Origin of the sequence: Fodinibius roseus (genome assembly GCF_900129315.1) — a bacterium.
GTDB lineage: Bacteria > Bacteroidota > Rhodothermia > Balneolales > Balneolaceae > Fodinibius > Fodinibius roseus.
The window spans coordinates 63,039-82,293 of the sequence record NZ_FQUS01000005.1 but is presented as its reverse complement, the minus strand read 5'-3'; the positions used below and the strand labels follow the sequence as shown (position 1 = coordinate 82,293).

12 protein-coding genes are annotated in these 19,255 nt (G+C 50.7%); 5 read left to right on the top strand and 7 right to left on the bottom strand.

The annotated features are described in order from the left end of the window. Positions 1-3 precede the first annotated feature (3 nt). The 3 genes from dnaJ to BUB16_RS05945 form a co-directional block, all read right to left on the bottom strand. A complete protein-coding gene (gene dnaJ, locus BUB16_RS05955; RefSeq protein ID WP_073060780.1) occupies positions 4-1,161 on the bottom strand; it encodes a molecular chaperone DnaJ in 1,158 nt (385 codons plus the stop codon). Between the two features lie 27 nt (positions 1,162-1,188). After that, positions 1,189-1,785: a nucleotide exchange factor GrpE gene (locus BUB16_RS05950; RefSeq protein WP_073060778.1), complete on the bottom strand. Its 597-nt coding sequence runs from the start codon at positions 1,783-1,785 to the stop codon at positions 1,189-1,191. Positions 1,786-1,970: 185 nt separating this feature from the next. After that, positions 1,971-2,363 (bottom strand): VOC family protein, encoded by a 393-nt coding sequence (locus BUB16_RS05945; protein ID WP_073060775.1) that lies wholly within the window; start codon positions 2,361-2,363, stop codon positions 1,971-1,973. Between the two features lie 345 nt (positions 2,364-2,708). On the opposite strand from BUB16_RS05945, the gene rsmI reads away from it, so the two are divergent. Both rsmI and lnt read left to right on the top strand, forming a co-directional pair. After that, complete coding sequence (rsmI, locus tag BUB16_RS05940; RefSeq protein WP_073060772.1) at positions 2,709-3,392, top strand: 16S rRNA (cytidine(1402)-2'-O)-methyltransferase; 684 nt, start codon at positions 2,709-2,711, stop codon at positions 3,390-3,392. Continuing rightward, entirely contained in the window at positions 3,389-4,996 is a 1,608-nt protein-coding gene (lnt, locus tag BUB16_RS05935; RefSeq protein ID WP_073060769.1) for an apolipoprotein N-acyltransferase, read from the top strand. Before rsmI ends, lnt begins: the two co-directional genes overlap by 4 nt. A 423-nt stretch (positions 4,997-5,419) precedes the next feature. Here the strand turns inward: lnt and sov are convergent, their stop codons facing one another. Next, positions 5,420-12,562, bottom strand: a complete 7,143-nt coding sequence (gene sov, locus BUB16_RS05930; protein WP_139240203.1) for a T9SS outer membrane translocon Sov/SprA — start codon at positions 12,560-12,562, stop codon at positions 5,420-5,422. 295 nt (positions 12,563-12,857) lie between these two features. On the opposite strand from sov, the gene BUB16_RS05925 reads away from it, so the two are divergent. Further along, positions 12,858-14,300, top strand: coding sequence for an LptF/LptG family permease (locus BUB16_RS05925; RefSeq protein ID WP_073060766.1), 1,443 nt, complete (start codon positions 12,858-12,860; stop codon positions 14,298-14,300). Further along, positions 14,293-15,375, top strand: a complete 1,083-nt coding sequence (locus BUB16_RS05920) for an LptF/LptG family permease (RefSeq protein ID WP_073060763.1) — start codon at positions 14,293-14,295, stop codon at positions 15,373-15,375. The genes BUB16_RS05925 and BUB16_RS05920 overlap by 8 nt, the downstream gene beginning before the upstream one ends. Before the next feature lie 152 nt (positions 15,376-15,527). On the opposite strand, the gene guaB is transcribed toward BUB16_RS05920, so the two are convergent. Then, positions 15,528-17,006 carry an IMP dehydrogenase gene (gene guaB, locus BUB16_RS05915; RefSeq protein ID WP_073061193.1) on the bottom strand — a complete coding sequence of 493 codons (1,479 nt, stop codon included), beginning with the start codon at positions 17,004-17,006 and terminating at the stop codon, positions 15,528-15,530. A gap of 405 nt (positions 17,007-17,411) precedes the next feature. Beyond that, positions 17,412-17,741 (bottom strand): hypothetical protein, encoded by a 330-nt coding sequence (locus BUB16_RS05910; protein ID WP_073060760.1) that lies wholly within the window; start codon positions 17,739-17,741, stop codon positions 17,412-17,414. A 240-nt stretch (positions 17,742-17,981) separates the two neighbouring features. On the opposite strand from BUB16_RS05910, the gene BUB16_RS05905 reads away from it, so the two are divergent. Next, the gene (locus BUB16_RS05905) at positions 17,982-18,272 is read left to right on the top strand and encodes a hypothetical protein (RefSeq protein ID WP_073060757.1); all 291 of its coding nucleotides are present in this window, start codon (positions 17,982-17,984) and stop codon (positions 18,270-18,272) included. A gap of 42 nt (positions 18,273-18,314) precedes the next feature. Here BUB16_RS05905 and folD read toward each other — a convergent pair whose 3' ends face one another. Further along, positions 18,315-19,205, bottom strand: a complete 891-nt coding sequence (gene folD, locus BUB16_RS05900; RefSeq protein ID WP_073060754.1) for a bifunctional methylenetetrahydrofolate dehydrogenase/methenyltetrahydrofolate cyclohydrolase FolD — start codon at positions 19,203-19,205, stop codon at positions 18,315-18,317. Positions 19,206-19,255: the final 50 nt, after the last annotated feature.

Here is a 19,255-nt window from a genome sequence, read left to right as displayed (position 1 = left end):
AAGCTACGTAAACACATCCTTAATCTTGGAAAAGAATCCTTTCCCGTCATCCTCTTTATTGGATGCCTCAAAGTGATCGCTTCCCTGCAGGGCTTCGATATGCTCGCGCTCCTCCCCGGTGAGGTCCCCGGGGATATAGACATTTACGCGCACATACTGGTCGCCGATGCCCGAACGCTTGAGACCGTGAATTCCTTTCTCTTTCATACGCAGAAGCTTACCGGGCTGTATACCCTCTTCAATCCTGATCTTGGCCTGACCTTTCAGGGTAGGCACCTTCACTTCGGTCCCTAAAATGGCATCGGGGACGCTCAGTACCAGATCATAGTAAATATCATTACCGTCGCGTTCAAAATGTTCGTGCTCTTTCTCCTCAATGAGAACCACAAGATCGCCGGCTTCTCCACCGCGTTTACCGGCGTTACCCTGGCCGCGCATCGTGATGTAATTTCCTTCAGAAACGCCGGACGGCACCCGTACCTGAACCTTCTCCTCACCTCTGTACCGGCCTTCTCCACTGCATTTGGAACATTTCTTCGTGATAATGCGTCCCTCGCCCCGGCACTCCGGACAGGGTTGAACGTTTACCATCTGTCCCAGCATCGTTTTTCGCACCTGCCGTACTTGCCCCATCCCGTCACAGGTACTGCAGGTCTCAAAATCACTTTCCGTTTCAGCGCCGGTTCCGTTACAGGCATCGCATTCGATCTGCTTTTTCACTTTCAATTTCTTCTCGGTTCCGAAAGCGATCTCCTCCAGACTTAACTCGATGCGGAGCTTCATATCCGATCCGGGCTGTCCCGGGGAACGGCGGCCTCGCGACTGTCCCCCGCCTCCGAAAGGATCACCCCCGCCGAAGATGTCACTGAACCGGCTGAAAATATCTTCAAACCCGATATCCTCAAATCCGGCGCCACCGCGGCCTCCGAATCCGCCGTTCAGGCCCTGATGGCCGAACTGGTCGTATCGCTGGCGCTTTTCGGAGTCGCTAAGTATTTCATAGGCCTCAGAGGCCTCCTTGAACTTCCGTTCCGCTTCCGGGTCATCAGAATTCCGGTCAGGATGAAATTTCATGGCCCGCTTGCGGTAGGCCTTTTTAATCTCAGACTCCGATGCATCTTTACTGACACCGAGTATATCGTAATAGTCTTTCTTGGACATGAAAAAACTTACTTAACCTTATAAAAATTATTCGCTTACAATCACTTTAGCGTGACGGATCGTACGATCCCCCATGCGATATCCGTTTTCGACTACCTCGAGAACAATATCGCTGTCAATATCATCATCCCCGGGCTTATGGCGCATCATCGCGTCATGGTAATCCACATTAAAAGGAACACCCACTTCATCAATACGTTCAACGTCATTTTTCCTTAGAATTTCTTCAAACTTATTGGCTACCAGCAGTACGCCATCCAAAAACGTCTCATTGACATCCAGGTCCTCTGCTGCCTTGAGGGTCCGCTGCAGGTCGTCGTTCACATCCAGAAAGTCTTCCAGCGCATTGGCTTTTGCTGTTTCATACAGCTGTGAACGCTCTCGCTGCACCCGTTTGCGATAATTTTCTAATTCCGCTGCCTTTCGAAGATGCATATTTTTAGCTTCGGAAAGGTCTTCTTCAAGCACGTCTATTTTTTGCTCTTTTTCTGCCAGCAACTCCCGGAGCTCCTCTTCTCCCAAGTCCTCGTAGCGGCTGTCCCGTTCCTTCTCAGCTTCGGCCGACTGCTGTTTTTGTTCCCCGACCGATGGTTCTTTTACTTCTTTTTCGTTTTTATCACTCATTTGTTTGTCAATAATTCTTCTGTTAAACACTGTTTCTTTCCTTGGGATGGAAATATGCAAATAACATGCCATAAAGACAGCCCGCTTTCTCTGCTGACAAAGTTACGTAGGTTGCTCTGTCCGTCTTATAAAATGGTTCAGACTGTCAGGATGGTTATAAAATACGGATTTAGTTCGATGATCGTCTACTTTTCATCCTCCTCGTAGAAAAACTCAATCATATTGCCGTCGGGGTCGGAAGCAAATACAAATCGTCCCCGCTTCCGGTTTGCAGGTCCGCTGAGCACCGTCACTTCCTTCTGGCGCAGGTATGCCGCCATCTCGTCAACTTCATCTTCCGAATCCAAAAAGAATCCGAAATGATCGACCCGGTAATCCCGCGAAGAAGGATCATAACTTGTTTCCGCCTCTACCAGCACCAGCGTATCTTCCCCGCCTACACGGTAGACGGCCATGCTTTTGCCCATTTTTCGTACGAGTTCAAAGCCCAAAATATCGCCATAGAATTCTTCTGCACGCTCAATATCATTCACGCGAATCGTTATGTGATTAATACCCGAAGGATTAAAATCTGTCATAATACTTTCTCCATTAAATAGTGTTAACGGCTGTGTTTTACCCTGTTATCAGGGCAGCTTAGTATAGCCTTTTTACCATTAAAGTTCATCCACAGACCGATTCTTATCTGTCGCCCGGTGGCGTTATATGCTTACTTCTGTTTTTGAGCTGCCCCCAGGCCCGGTTTTGTCCCTCGAAAGACTACAAGCTGAACCGTAAGATACAGGAGATGCGATTTTATCGATCTTTTTTCATTTTGGAATAACAACCTCCCTCATAATTTATTAATATATACCGCGTAAATCTCCGGTGCGATTTATTTATTGGCCGGCCCTTATGTTTAATCATAATTTCCATATTCGACTTTGAGTACGCTTTACATTGTTGCAACCCCTATCGGGAACTTAAAAGACATCTCAACGCGTGCGGCTGACGTGCTCGAGTCCGTAGCCTATATCGCCTGCGAAGACACGCGGACCTCCGGCGTACTGCTCAATCACCTGGGAATCCATGCCTCAACCTTCGCCTTTCACCAGCACAATGAACATCAGAAGGTGAATCATATCATGAACATCCTGGATGCCCGCCAGAATGTCGCTATCATTTCCGACGCCGGGATGCCGGGCATTTCAGACCCCGGCTTTTTAGCCGTCCGGGCGGCCCACCTCGGGGGACATACGGTCATAGTCATTCCGGGTCCCGATGCCGCCACCACGGCCCTGGTAGCCAGCGGACTTCCCTGCGACAAATATGTGTTTGAAGGTTTTTTACCGCAAAAGAAGGGCCGCCAAAAACGGCTCCGACAACTGGCGGAAGAGGATCGATCCGTCGTACTCTTCGAAAGTCCCTACCGCCTCCAAAAGCTCCTCAGCGAGCTGCGGTCCTATATGGGGGATCAACGGATGGCGGCCGTGTGCCGCGAACTCACCAAAAAGTTTGAGGAAGTCGTACGCGGTCCGTTGAAATCTGTTGTCGACCGATTTGAAGTAAGAGATGAAATTAAAGGGGAAATAGTCGTCGTCATTGCCCCAAAAGACTACAGCGAATGAAACGCATCTTAGATCGCTTTTGGAACACACAGTGGACGTTAACCCTTGCAGCGGGACTGCTGCTCGGGCTGAGCTATCCCCCTTTTCCCCTGCCTTTCCTGATCTTTCCGGCCTTTCTGTGCATCTTCCGGATTATCGACCTCTCCTCGTCGGCTCGCGAGGCGGCCTATTGGGCCTATCCCGGATTTCTTCTCTGGAACCTCATTGCCACTTACTGGCTGATGCTGGCTACCTTAGCCGGCGGGATGGCTGCCATCCTGGCTAACGCTGCCGTGATGACCATCCCGGTGATGGCACAGTATCACTGTCAGCGCTCTGGCCTTTCTCCCTGGCTCACCGCTCTGCTTCAGGCCTCCTGTTGGGTCGGCTTCGAATACCTTCATCATCACTGGGACCTCGCCTGGCCGTGGCTGACGGCAGCCAATGCCTGGGCTAATGTCCCCCAGCTCATCCAATACATTTCCCTGACCGGCTTCTGGGGCGTTTCTTTCTGGATATTGTTCACGGCCGGTTTGGCCTACCAGGCGATTATCCATACAAGCTGCCGTACCGTAATTCCGCTCGGCACGCTGTTTTTTTCCTTTCCCCTGCTTTCCCTTGCCATGCTCTGGACGGGCCCCTCAGCCGACCGGGAGACAGAGGCCACTCACGAGGTCGTGGTCGTACAGCCCAATTTTGACTCGTATGAACGCTTTGGCGGCTTTGCCACCACTGCCCGGGCAACCGACCACCTGCTCCGGCTCAGCGACTCCCTCCGTACCCCGGGTACCGATCTGGTCGTCTGGCCGGAAAATGCTGTTCAAGCGAATATCTTCAACCGCAATCGTTCCGGCGGAGAGCCCCGCAGTACCAAACGGTTGCTTTCCCAAAAAGCCCGGGATTGGGACGTTACGCTCCTTGCAGGCTCAACGTACATCGAATTTTATAATTCCGGTAATGCACCTCCCCTGCCCAACTACGATTCTCAAAATCGCCCTTACCTGCCATTTAATGCCGCCTTGCATTTTCAGCCCGATCAATCCATGCAAGTTTACCGCAAGCATAATCTCGTTCCCATTGTTGAACGCATCCCCTTTGTCCATTTCCTACATGCGGTTGACGTCTTCGGATGGGTGAACTGGAGCCAAATCCAAGGCTATGGCAAAGGAATGCAAGCCAAACAGTTTGCAGTGGAAGATACAAAAACCCCGGCCCTCATCTGTTACGACTCGGTCTATCCCAGCTGGATACGCACATTTGTGCAACAGGGGGCCGGGTACCTGACCATCATCACCAACGACGGCTGGTGGGGCGACACCAGCGGACACGCCCAGCATTTTGCCTATGCCCGGTTGCGCGCCATTGAGTTCGATCGCTGGATCGTGCGCAGCGCCAATAACGGCATTTCCGGTATTATTGATGCCGACGGGTTTGTAAAAGTGCAAACATCGTACGGGGAAACCACCGCTTTTCGCCATGACGTGCCGGTGCTTACCTCCCGGACGCTTTATGCCCGTTTCGGAGACTGGCTGCCTGTCGGGTTGCTTCTGCTTGCCTTTGCCGGCCTCGGTTATGTATTTCTCACAGATAATCGACAAAAAAACTCCAATGCAAACCCGGCCTAATACATGGTGCTGGCCTTCCCTGCACATACGCTAAAAAATCCTTACGCCCCTTTTGGCTTGACCCAAAAGGGCCATAAAAGGTCAAGGCTGAGAAAACTCAGCGTCCGGCGGTCGCGTCGGCTCCAGAGAAAAATATAAACTCACCCGACAAAGTCGGGCTCAGACAAATATTTTTCTTATTTCTCCGCCTTGCGTCCGCCACCCGGAGCACTGACTTTTCAAGGCCGGGAAACGGTATAATTTATACTGAATAGATCGTCCGCTGGTCCTCTTATAGAAATAATTATAGCCGTTGCGATCCGGTTACTTGATTCAGCACCACGTATAAGTCCGGAAGGGAATGGAGCCTTTAATTAGCTGACGATAAGCACTCCAGAACTTAAAACCCCTCTGAGTCCTGTTTTAAACAAAGCCTCCTTTCTATTAATCCGAGCGAATGGACACCACGATGTTAAAGCGAATATCGTGATCGGTGCGGGCATAGATATTGGAGGACTTCGGGATCAACCGGTTATAGGTATATTCAAAATTGGCCTGGATGGTCTGGGAAAATTGATAACCGACCACTGCCGATCCATTGATCCGTGACTGTCCCCCGGTAAAGCTCCTGGAGTAATCATACTGATCAACATCCCCTCCGGTACCGCCTCCCCCTTCAAGAACACTTCCTATATCCGAATCAAGGGAATATTTCTTTTCCTCATCTTCGATAAAACTGCCGTTGATTGTAAAATCGACCGCATTTTCTATGCGCGGGAAGAAAGGGACCTTAAAGTCGCGGACCGTATAGGCAAAGGTAAACCTAAGTCCCCGCGAGAGGCGTTCTATGACGGTTGAGTTCGACAACGCCAGGCTGGCTACCTTGCTGTATTCGTATTGCAGGTTGGAACGCAGGTTCGATTCCCAGGTAACATTTAATCCCAGCAGGGGACTGAATCTCTTCTCGATATTGATGGTGTTTGCTTCATAGGCAGGGCGCCGGTTCCGGACCGCATAATTTCCCAGTGAGATATCGGGCAACAAATCCCGGCTTGCATTAAAAATCCAGCCCAACCTGTACAAGCCCCTGTAGCTATGGGTAACCGAAGCTCTTGTCATCCGCTCGCCCACAAAAGGAATGAAGGATTCCAGGCCGGTCCATGTAACACGCCATCCGGGTAAGGGAAAGGGCGTAAAGTTTCGACTGCCGACCGTACCGGTACCCACTCCCAGATAGGCCCTGCGAAAGTCCTCCTGAAGGGCCCCCTTGCCCAATACCGAACGTCCGTCCCTGTTACCGGTAGAATCGGAAATTACGTTACTCTGGGCATCGATATCGGCAAAAGCCGTCTGCAGTTGTCTGCGAAAAAGGGAACCGTACCCCCCGCCAAAAGCCCAGATACTGGAACTTATTCGCCCGCTTTCCGTACGCACCGCGTTGAGGGTCTCATCCGGATTAATTGTTATGGATTCGGTGTTGGTTTTATTCCATTGCGTGTTCCAGGTGAAATCGATCGTCAAATTTTCGAAGGGACGGAATTGAGCTCCCACCGTTAGATCATCCGACAAATTCCGGTTCGAAGGCAGCTGTACGCTGTTCTGGCCGGGATTGTCGATAAGCTTGGAAAAACCGATGTCATCGGCAAAGCCGGTCCGGTATGAGAAAGGCGGCGAAAACCGGCTTCCCCCGCTGTTAAACATGTGGAAGAACTGCGATCCCCCGGCATAACCGCTCTGCATTGAACTTTTGGAAATATTAAAGGATACATCAAGCGATTGGATGCTTAGCAGAGCCCGAAGTCCCTTTCGGGCAAAACGCTGTAGTTCCCTGTTACTTTCAGAGTCAGAGGTATCCGCTGTTGCGTCCCTTTGCACACGATAGCCGTCGTTATCTTCCCTCAGGCTGCGATACCCCGGTATCCGCTCCAGCAGCGCCTGAAGGTCCAGGTCAAGGGATTGATTCAGCGATATATTGTTGGATAAATTGGCGCCCAGCTCCGATCCGAGGGGACTATTTCTCCACTGGTAGCCGCCGCCGTAGTTGGCTGAGTAGTTGGCCCAGCTCAGGGCCTCGATGGCATTAAGATCAGGCTGCCAGCCGGCCGTATAGGCTTCCTGGTAGTTGCTTCTTCGCGAAGACAGCGTATCGAAAACCAGCTCCTCCAGTACCTGGAAACTCGGTCGCACCCCGTAGCGGTTGAAATCACCGGAAAAACCTGTTGCATCGCGGTCTATGCCCGACCGGGAGAGGTCGAAAACGGAATGCGTCTGGAAGGAGGTCTTGAGCGAAGGCGTAAGGTTATAGCCGAGGCCAAATTCCGTGTCATAGGTAAAGCTGTGGGACTGCTGTAACAGGTTGTCCGTTTGTCCGGCTGACATCCTCCGCAACTGTTCATTGTATTCCCGGTCAATGCCCACCGAAGCGGTAATAGAAGCGGGCGTATACCCCAGTTTTAGTCCCGCCAGCGGATGCAGCAGGGGCAGATCTCCCAGGAAATCGAAGGGACGAAAAAGCCTGGTACTTCGGAAATTCAGGTTATACCGGAGCGAGCCGCTGAAATTCCAGTTATCCTGCCGGGAATATTGCGGGTTTCTTCGTTCGGTTGTATTGTACACATAGTTGAGCGTCGTTTTGTCCAGCGTATATCGTGCGAGTGTAGATTGAGAACGGGTTTTTGTGGCATTGGATATATTCAACGAATAGCTTTCGACATCCGTCTGACTCTCTAACACTTGCTCTTCAATCAACCGCTCTTTTTGTACCTCGCTGAGATCAGAGCGGGCATGTACGGCATTTTTATAATCTTCCAATCGTATATCTCCCTGATTGGGCAGGTAACGCGGTGTCGAATTGGATTGCCGGGTGGATAGTGTCACGGGAATATTCCATCCATACCGGCTGGGTATGAATTTGTGCATGTTGACGGTCGAATTGAGATCATACGCTATCACGTCGGATAATCTTCGCTGACCCAGTCTCGAATTCAGGGCGCCGAAGCCGTCCGTTTCCCGATTCAGGTTCGCGTTGAAGGAGGCAAAATCGGCCAATTGTATATCCGCTTTGGCATTGGCCGCCCAGCCCGACCGGTTATCAAAGCCCGAGACGCGCAGCTCGTTAACCCAGAACTGTCCGTCCAGGGAAGACACGCCCCCGTTACCTGGATTTTGCGGATCAAACGGGTTTTGAATGCCGATCCCGATTTCACCGATCCGGTCCAGCGAGGGATTGCCTTGTACTGCGATCACCGCTCCGGGGGGAGCTTCTTCAAGAAGATCCGAACGCTCATAAAGCTCGGAGGGATTCTCTCCCTGCTGATTGCGCAGCTGTTTGAGTTCGTTGAATGCCCGCAACAAAATATTCATGCTGTTTTCGTCGTACAGCCATACCTGTTCGGCCTCCTCGTACAACTCCCCGCTGCTTAACTCACTCGACGGTTTCCGGCTATACGGGTAATCCGGATCCGATGGCGATATGGGCTGACGATATTCATAGTAGTTGTTGGTCAGGTCGGTTCCGTAGCGCACGACAAGCTCCGCATCTCCTCGATAGTCATATCCCTCTCCATGGACATACATCCGCACGTTGGAGTAGTGAATCATATTCAGTCCCCCGGGATACACCCGCTTCATCATTTTCAGCTCACCGGGACCCAAATCCCGGATTCCCATCGCAATCGACTGCTCATTGGCGATGGTCTGCCGTTGACGTCCCCGGTTGGTAGCACGAATGGCGCCCTCCGGCTGCCGGTACGGTATGGGTCGGCGCTGGCTATTTTCTTCGATATTGACGGAGGAGACATTCATCTCCCCCTGCAACGGACCCTGCTCCTGGTCCACATTGTCGGCATTACGCCACTGGCTGCCGACCAGTTCGAACGTGGCAAAGCGCAGGGTAAACGGCTTTTCGTAACCCGACAGCCACAGCCTGATGTACGAAACATTTTGGAAATTTTCGATATTTCCAACCTTGCGGATCCAATCTTCCAACGGAATGCGCACCTGGTACCAGCGATCGTGCTGATTGGGGCCGTCAACTTTATCGACAATAAAACCATCCTCTGTCCCGACCGGCACCTCATCTATCTCAGCGGGATTCCAGTCCACTTCGTACTGAAAATAGGCATTGTTTTGCTCCACGATCGAAGGTGTAATAAGTCCCTCTGTGTCCGGCCTATTCGTGACCGCACGCTTGTCGCCGGTGTTGGACGGACTATTGCCGTCGTGGTACCCGTGCATCCGGTGAAAACGTTCATGGAGGGGCAACCCATTAACCTTTTCCTCGCCATAGTACACATAATCGTCATTGGAGGGATCAGACTTTATGGCGTTGTACTCACTGCTGCCGGCCCCATACGCTGCGTTCATCGCATTGACGAAATCAAAAAAAAGCGTCTGTTCGTTTTTATCATCAAAGCCCTCGGTGTTGGGGGCTCCATCCAGCCCTACATCTTCCAGTTCCCGGGTCTCATTGGAAAACTGTCCCTCCGGTGCGGGAGGCGGAACAGGAAGGTACGAACGGGGATCATTGCTTATATTGTCTTGCTGCAGATCATCGGGACGGCGGGCTAATCCATCCTCTGTATTGGTCTTGAAATTGGGCACGACATCCTCGGAAACAACCCCGATATCGATATACATTTTCCCCTCGTAATCCTCCAGATCCTGCACCGTCGGTGCACGTCCCCCGGGCAGGACCGACTGCACCCAAAATTCCAGGAATTCAATGTTATTCTGCGTAAGGTCCTCCTGCCCGGCTGGAAGTGTCGTCGTCATCCCTCCCCAGCTGCGCTCCGGCTCATTCTCCAGCAGGTCACGAAGATTCCTGTTGTAGTTATACGGTCCCCGTTCGGTGGGATCATAATAGAGATCGAGAGTCCGGATAAAATTTTCCTCGGTCAAGACATCCCTGTTTGGAAATACATCCGTCACTTTGACAAGCTGTGATTCCGGTGTACGCTGGGCGCCATTGAGGATATCATCAATATTTTGGGGTATGGTATACCATGAAAAAGAGCTGCGCAGATCAGACCGGCCAATCTTATCCGTAATCGTGTTGGAAGGATTGGTCGGGGGATTATCCTCAAAAAAGATCGCATCAGGCTGGTAACCCGGCAGCGCCGCCGGAGCAGCCGCAAGATTCCACTGCGACGGGTTCACAAAACTAAGTCCCACTTCAGAGCCTTCGAAATCATCAATAAAGGAGAGCCCGTTTTCTTCATCTTCAAAAAGACGGTTATCGCTGATCGCATCATTGACGGCGGCGGTTCTTGAGACATCGGGACGAAGTTGTGCGAATTCACCACTCAGGCTTATGGCTGAAGGTTCTTTGGTATGCAGCAGGGGAACGCGATCGATCAATCGCGTCAGCCATGGAGCGTCAAAATAAGCGTTGGCATCCAGGCCCAGCACGGCATTGCTGACCGGCTCGTCCCCGATGCGAATTTTATCCTGCAGCGGCTTCTCTTTTAATTTAAAATAGGTGCTCCCGATGTTGAAATTATCCGTAATACTGTATTCAGCGCGCAGGCCGGTAAAATTTTTCTGTCCTATTTGCGCCAGCCGGTTATTTTCATACTCAATCCGTATTTGCTGTCCCCTCTGCAGGTACTGCTCGTTCAGTATGGTGATGCTGCCAATGGAATAATCCACCGCGTAATCGGTCCCCTCCTGCAGCTCTTGTCCCCCCGCAAACACCCTGACGGATCCCTCTACCAGCGAATATCCGAGACTATAGCTGGCGGAGGTCGCTCCTCTGGCTTCTCCCTCAATCAGATAAAAGTTATTTTTTGAGTTTTGACTGGCGTTTTCTTTTCGCTGGGTATACAGTTCATCGTATGCAATAGCCCTTACCTCCTCCTGTCCCAGTCCGCTTTCTACCAACAACTCTTCCACCCGGTCACCAAACGGTTGTAAATACGGGAAGACAATTTTACCGGTAGCGGGATTAAGAACGCTGGTACTGAAATCAATTTTATTATCCGGATTAAGGGCCCCCTGCTGGTCTACCCGGTCGAGTCCCAGGTCCTGCAACAAAATCGAATTGCGCGCCGGCAGAGAACTGCTCGGCACATTCTGTTCGGTATACTTTACATCCAGATCCAGCCCGTCAGGCGTCAGGTTAGTGGCCCCGAGGGAATAGACGTTTTTCATCATCAGGTCCCACAGCGGATTGCTGGTGGTCACGGTCTGGGGACGGATGAGCTTCAGGTAGATGCGATTACCGCCGCCCGGACTTACATCACCGATGCTGACCGTCTGTCCTGTTTGGGGATCTGCATACTTAAATGAGATAGCCAGGGCCTGTCGTGAACTCAGGTTTCGCTTCAGAGAAATATATCCCAGGTAACGATCCAGTTCGTAGTCCACGCCCTCCTCGAGAGGAATAAAATATCCTTCCACAAAGGCGGCGGGATCCACGCCAAAATCCCCGGCGGAAACCCCCAGTGACGGGTCCCGAAACTGGTCGAGCAGGCTTTCCGGAAAAATATCTTCATCCTGATCCGGGGCCCCGTAGCTGCTGTCAGCATGTTGCACAACCCCCAGGTCGGCAAGCGCTATAGCCTGCCGTTCGCCTTCCGCCGGCTGCGAAGTTTCCCGCAGCGCCCACACATTCACTTCCGTGAGTTCCAGCGCTTGTCCCAATTGCTGCGGATTCGAAACATTCTCCTCATACTGCTGGCGCGTAAAAAAGTCCATAAAAAAGTGCCGATCATCCTCGTAATCCACAGGACGAATGGCAAGCTCTTTTTCCTGGGCGCCGCCGGTAATGGTTTCGGTTCTTTCCTCGCCTTCCTGCTGAGAGAGCACCGAAGTTAATCTGAGCGATCCAAGCTTCACGATGGACTTCACTCCAAAAAGAGCACTGCCCCCGCGGATGAGCGAATTACCGGTCTGCATCGACACGTTTCCCATCTCCAGGTGCTGTATTATTTCATCTTCATAGCCCTCATACAGGATATTGACCCGGTTCATAAAGTCAAATGCCCGCTCGGTATCCCAGTCCGTCTGTATTGAGAGCTTATCTCCGATCGTCCCCTGAATATTGAGCTGCAGATTTTGCTCGAAGGTAGGATCAACCTGGGTTTGCCGGTCAGGCGGAATACCGGGATTTTCCGTTTTTTGAATAGACGCCCCGATATTCATATTGGCTGTCCCGTTAATGCTTAAATTAACCTCCGGCTTGCCGAAAATAGTTGTAAAGGTGGACTGCTCACCTCCGGGGACATCCACCTTGAAATCCAGCAGTCCCTCACGCGCCTGTTCCGGGCTCTGTTCCTCCATGATTTGATTCCAGTTTTCCCGGATCGCATGTTGCCTGTATTGTCTTGCATATTCATTAAAATTCATCACATACGGAAGGGCCACCGGCCGGTGAAACAGCATACGCTGGCTTCGATAATGACCCAGCGAATCGCGCTGCACAGAAATCCTCTCATCCGGCAGACGAATATAAAAAAGACGAGGCAGGGGAAACACAAAAGGATAAGAAATGGGCTCCGGAGGCAACAGCCGCGGAAGGGTATCACCGGCAGCGGGCGAGGCAAGCCTGCCAGAAAAGCCGGGCGGCCTCTCCTGGCTAAAGGACACGGTTATGCTGATAAAGCAAAGCAGAAAAAGAGAAACACAAAATATTTTTGCTTTAAGCTGCACGTATAGTGTTGAATATATTTTTGTTGATCTGTCAACCAAAGAAATAGTATCGCTAAGCTATACGCAGCCTCCTTTGAACAATTTTCAAATTGTGAAATCCGTTAATAAGGATGATAAATGTTAAACTTTTTTCTTGAAAGTAGAAACCCTTGCCTCAGAACTGTAAAATCATACTATTTTGTAAAGAGGGAGTATAGGCGTAATTTAAGGCTTGTTCAATAGAATAGATGATATGCGATTGATACCCAACAAACTACAGCTTGATGTTCTGAAGAGGCACGCGGGACCCTTTGTATTCTGCTTTCTCACCCTGATGTTTCTGCTGCTCATGCAGTTTTTGATTCTGTATATCGACATGCTGGTCGGTAAGGGACTGCCGTTGGGTATTATCATAGAACTTATTATCACCAATTTGGCTTCCATGGTGGTATTGGCCATGCCGATGGCCGTGTTAGTCTCCTGCCTGATGGCATTCGGAAAAATTACCGAACTAAATGAACTGGCGGCCCTTAAGGCAGCGGGCATCAATCCCATCCACCTGGTCAAACCGGTTCTCGTGGCGGGGATTCTGCTGTCTGTTTTTTTAGTTTGGTTTTCAAACGATGTGCTCCCCGATGCCAATCAGCGGGCACGATCGCTGTTTATCGATATCCGGCTCAAAAAGCCCGGCTTCGACCTCAAGCCCGGTGAATTTTATGATGGCATTGACGGCTATACCTTTTTGGTCCAGGATATGACCAATGAGTCTGATACCCTGCGCGATGTTACCGTTTACCAGCAGCCCAACCGTAACCGGAAAGAGGCCTTTATCAAAGCCCAAAAGGGGCGGTTGGAAAGTGAGCATCAGGGACAGACGATGAACCTGTATCTTCACGACGGATCCATACTTCGTTTTTTGGATCGAAGGAAAGAAGGAAAAAAAATAACGGTTCTCGAGGAGACCGATTTCGACCGGTACCGCATCAGCTTTGATCTCTCTGATCTTTCGTTCTCCCGGTCCAACCCGCAGGAACGTTCACGCAATGACCGGACGATGAACGTCCAGGCCATGAAAGCCCTGGTGGATTCATTACACGAAGAAGTTTCTTCCCAGAAACAGCTGATCCTCGATAACGACAATTATTTTGTGCCGAGAACCCAAACAGAGGATGGTGAGCAGCAAAGTGTTTCCCGGCGTTTTCTCACGCAGCCCGACTCCCTGAAAAAAGCGCCCTATTCAAGCCGGTATGTTGCCCTCAACATACTGGATTCCAAGTCTGAACAGCGGACACTGCATGACTTAACGCTCTCCAAACTGCGGGGCTACCAATCCCTTGTCGAGGATGTATCCGTTGACACCGAATGGCGCATCAATAAAATTGCGCGATATATGGTGGAAATCCATAAAAAATTCGCCATTCCGTTTGCCTGTATTATCTTTGTCCTGCTGGGCGCTCCCATCGGAATGTTTACCAAGAGGGGAAATCTGGGGTATGCGGCCCTTATCGGCGCCCTGTTTTTGACTTTTTACTGGATCTCCATCATCCAGGGAGAGAAACTGGCCGACCGCATGTTTATCGCACCGGCCACCGGCATGTGGTACTCCAATGTCTTATTAGGCCTGGTCGGTCTTTATCTGGTTATTCGCATCTCCACTCCCTTTAAAATTACAAATCTCTGGAGCGATCGTGATTAAAAAGATTGACCGATATATCATCAGCCGGCTTTTTGTTATCACCATTTTTATGCTGCTGATGCTTATTTTTATATTCATTATCTTTGATTTCTCTGAAAACAGCGAGGACTTTACCGACAAGGGGGCAGCTTTTGCCGAAATATTCGGGGTCTATTATTTAAATTACATTCCGGAGATTATACGACTTATTATTCCCGTTGCAGTCTTTATTGCCTGTTTGTACCTGACGGGACAGATGACCGAGCGACTCGAAATTGTAGCACTCAAGGCAGCGGGCGTCAGTCTTTACCGGCTGCTGCTTCCGTATCTTATCTTTGGTTTTATCATTACGGGTATTGTCAGTTACATGGATGGATATCTCATTCCCGACGCCAATAAAAAACGGATCGCCTTCGAGTCGAAATACCTTCAGGGAAAATCCGAAAAAGTTGATAATAACCAGATCTTCCGGCAGGAATCGGACCAGACAATCTTCAAAATCGGCTTTTTCAATGCCGATGAGAATACCGGTCATCGTGTTGACGCTACGACCTTTGCCGGCGACAGTATTAAAGAAACCATGTACATCCAGCGCATGATCTGGAAGGAACAAGAACAGTTGTGGAAGCTCGAAAGTGTCGATAAACGCATTATGACGCCCCTGGGTTATGAACATGTGTACGTCGATTCCATGGACACCACCCTGAATATTTATCCCCGCGATCTGGCCCGAACCACTTCGGACATCTACCAGCTGACCTATCCCAAAGCCCGTGAATATATCCAGGCTATCGAGCGCAGCGGGGCCGGCAATGTAGAGTCGCCCAAAGTTCAGCTATACGGACGCTACGCCTATCCTTTTTCAATCATTGTAGTTATTATCGTGGGCTTTTCGCTGGCCTCCGTACGCCGTGAGGGGGGGAAAGGATTTTATATTGCGTCGGGACTGGGGGTGAGTTTTATCTATCTGGCCCTGATGAAAGTTATTGAACCCTTTGGGGGGACCGGAGAAATACCTCCGCTGCTGGCCGCTGTTCTTCCGCACCTTATTTTCCTGCTTGTTGGCCTCGGAGCACTGTTCAGGGCCCGGAAATGAGGATTCCTGCTGCGCTTTACATCTTATTTTTACTCTCATACCTCATAATGCACGCCCCTCAGCCTGGCCCGGATTATTCATCAAGAAATTCAGGACAAGGCGAAGCTGGAGAATAAATTATTTCACATTCATTCATGCGTAAATGACTCGGTTTAGCTGACCGAATAGTTGGGCGACTCTTTGGTAATCTGGACGGAATGCGGGTGGCTTTCTTTATAGGCGGCTGCTGAAATCTGTACAAACTCCGCTTTCTTCAGCTCAGAAATATCCGCCGCTCCGACATAGCCCATCGCTGCCCGCAATCCCCCGACCATCTGGTGGACCACTTCACTGAGATATCCCTTATAGGGTACGCGTCCCTCAATCCCTTCAGGCACCAACTTATTGATATTATCCTCCACATCCTGGAAATAGCGATCCTTTGATCCTTTCTCCATGGCTCCGATACTGCCCATTCCGCGGTAGGATTTATACTTTCGGGATTCGTAGATAATCGTTTCACCGGGACTTTCATCCACGCCGGCGAACATCGATCCCATCATCACCGCGTCGGCGCCTCCGGCTATTGCTTTTGGGATATCGCCCGTCTGCTTGATTCCGCCGTCGGCAATGAGCCCGACGCCCGCTTTGTGGGCCAGCTCGGCCACCTCCATAACAGCACTTAACTGCGGTACGCCTACCCCGGTAACCACCCGGGTTGTACAGATCGACCCCGGGCCGACCCCCACTTTCAGGACATCCGCACCGGCATCGACCAGCGCCTTGGCCGCGTCCCTGGTAGCAATATTGCCCCCGATGAGGCTCAGATCGGGATAGGCCGCCTTAATTTTCTCTACCATTTCCAATACACCCGTCGAATGGCCATGGGCGGTATCCACCGTAATAACATCCACGCCCGATTCCACCAGCGCATCGACACGCTCCATCGTATCCTCCGTTACTCCTACAGCAGCCCCCACACGCAGCCGTCCCATGTCATCCTTACAGGCATGAGGGAAATTCATTTTCTTTTCAATATCCTTAAAGGTAATCAGTCCCACCAGTTTGGTATTATCATCCACAATGGGCAGTTTTTCAACTTTATGCTCCTGTAAAAGCTTTTCAGCTTCCTCCAGGGTGGTCCCCTCCCGTGCCGTAATCAGGTTGTCGCTGGTCATGATCGTACTCAGCTTTTTATCAACGTAGTGCTCGAAGCGCAGGTCCCGGTTGGTGACGATGCCGATAAGCGTATTATCGTCCTCAACAATAGGAATACCGCCGATTTTATGCTTTTTCATCAGTGACCGCGCTTTCCTTACCGTCGAATTCTGGCCCAGTGTAACAGGGTCTACAATCATACCGCTCTCGCTGCGCTTTACCATGCGTACCTGATCCGCCTGGTCCTGAATCGACATATTCTTGTGCAGCATCGCAATCCCCCCCTCCCGGGCCAACGCAATAGCCAGTCGATACTCAGAAACAGTATCCATCGCTGCGCTGATAATAGGCACATTGAGGGTCAGGTCGTCGGTAAGGTCTATGCTCGTATTGGCGTCACGGGGCAGTGTTTTCGAGTAGCCCGGTACCAGAAGCACGTCATCATAAGTCAGGCCCTGCCGCGTAATCCGATCAAAAGGAGAGGAAGATTGCATGATAGAGTAGGTCTGCCAGTATTTGGATTCAGGTTTGGGCAAAGATAAAAAAAATGTGGGCGACCTGCTTAACAGATTTCCTAAAAAATTTGTTAATAGTCAAGGTCACCCACATGCTTAGGCTGCCCAAGAGCCTCTCCCTTATTAATAGCTTACGAATAGAGGTCTTTGCAAAACCGCTCTTTTACCCCATGGCGGCGTTACCGGGTGGTTCAAATCCACACGTATGGCTACATGCTGCGATCCCAACCTCCCTCCGGCCTTGATATTGACCAAAATTCCTGGTCTTCAAAGATTCTACGTGAAAAACAATAATTATTAAATTTAAAATTAGTGGTTTTACACTAAAGAGCGGCATCAGCCAGCTCGCGTGGGGCAGCCTCTGTATATAACCTGAAGTAAATCTTACAAACTGCGAACCCTCAGCGCCTCCACAGCCGTCTGCAGAGAACACAAGTCATCTTTATAACTGTCGACCCAGTGGACGACCCGCTGCCGGCGACGGGCGACCGCGGGATCACAGCTGGAATACTGTCCCTGCAGCTCATCGACCAGCGCCGACACATCATCTTTAATTTCAATTTTAAGCGCATCCGGCAGGTCTCCCCAGCCCATCAGCTTAAACATCTGTTGCAATTCCTGATGCTCCTGCTCTGCTTCTTTGAGCACTTTGCGAAGCACCGGCTCCATGTTTGCGGTAACCTGCTGGTCGGAAATATTAACTGCTGCATTCATAACTGGTCTCTTTGTTTAATTAATCTTCATTATAAATGTAACCAAGCAGACTGACAGCAGTATGTCACCCCTCTTTAAAAAAAAATCCTGCCTTCCCGCATCAGGGGGAGGGAAGGAAAAGAATCGTACCTTCCACGGCATGCAGCGACCTTATTCAAGAGTGGATTCGATAATCATGGAACCTCCGAAGCCCCAGCAGTGTTGCCAGGGTGTACATTAAAGAACAGCCGACTGCTAATCATGCTGACATTTTATAAAGGTACGTCTGATCAATTTACGGATCGCGTAGAGCAAAAACTCAGGGATATGGTTATTGCGCATAAGGTCATCCGGATCGCCCTAAACGACTCCCTGCCTGAAGAAGTGAACGAAAATAAGTTGCCCCTACTCGACGATGGCCACCAGACGTGGTCGTCGCCGGCAGAAATTGAAGACTTTCTGGAAGAGCTACACCATGAGGTTCGACTGGGACGCAGCCTGCAGTCCGACAGCTGCCACCTGGATCCCGACGATCCGGAACAGTGCCTGTAAAAAGGATATCCAGCGGAATCTTAGCGCCTCCCGCGGGGAGGATTACTCCGGGTAAATCGATTTTTTGGCGGCCAGCAGCGTATTCTTCATCAGCATAGCTACGGTCATGGGACCCACGCCGCCGGGGACCGGCGTGATCCAGCTTGCCTTTTCTTTTACGCTTTCGAAATGACAGTCGCCAACGAGGCTGTACCCCTTTTTCCGGGTCTCGTCGGCTACGCGGTTAATGCCTACATCAATCACCACAACCCCTTCTTTCACCATCTCCCCCCTGATTAAATTAGGTTGACCTGCGGCTACCACCAGTATATCGGCGGAGATGGTATGAGCCGTCAGGTCTTTGGTGTACTTGTGGCAAACAGTCGTAGTTGCCTTTCCTCCTGCATCCTCTTTGGAAAGCATAACGGAGATCGGTCTCCCGACAATATCGCTCGCTCCCACCACAACGGCGTGTTTCCCCTTGGTGGGAATGCTGTAATATTTAAACAGTTCAAAGATACCCGCGGGCGTGCAGGAACGAAAGCTGGGTTGCCCCACGGTAAGCCGGCCTACATTCATGGGATGAAAACCATCGATGTCCTTGCGGTGGTCAATAGCCTCTATTACGTCGTGCGAAGAAAGGTGGGACGGCAGGGGAAGCTGTACCAGGATTCCATCCACCTCGCTGTTCTCATTATAATACTGTATGGTCTTTTTCAGCTCTTTGGCAGAAACCGTATCAGGCAGTTGCCGGGTATCGGTTTCAATACCTACTTCTTTGCAGGCACGGGTCTTAGCTCCCACATATACATTTGAAGCGGGATCATTGCCCACCAGTATTACCTGCAGAAAAGGGGGACGGTGTCCCGCTTCGAGCCAATCTTCCACATCTTCACGAACTTCATCTCTTGTTATTGCTGCTACTTTCTTACCGTCAATAATTTTAGCGGACATCTTATGGTCTTGTGTTATGAGTAATGAAATGAGTAGTCAAACTGAATGAA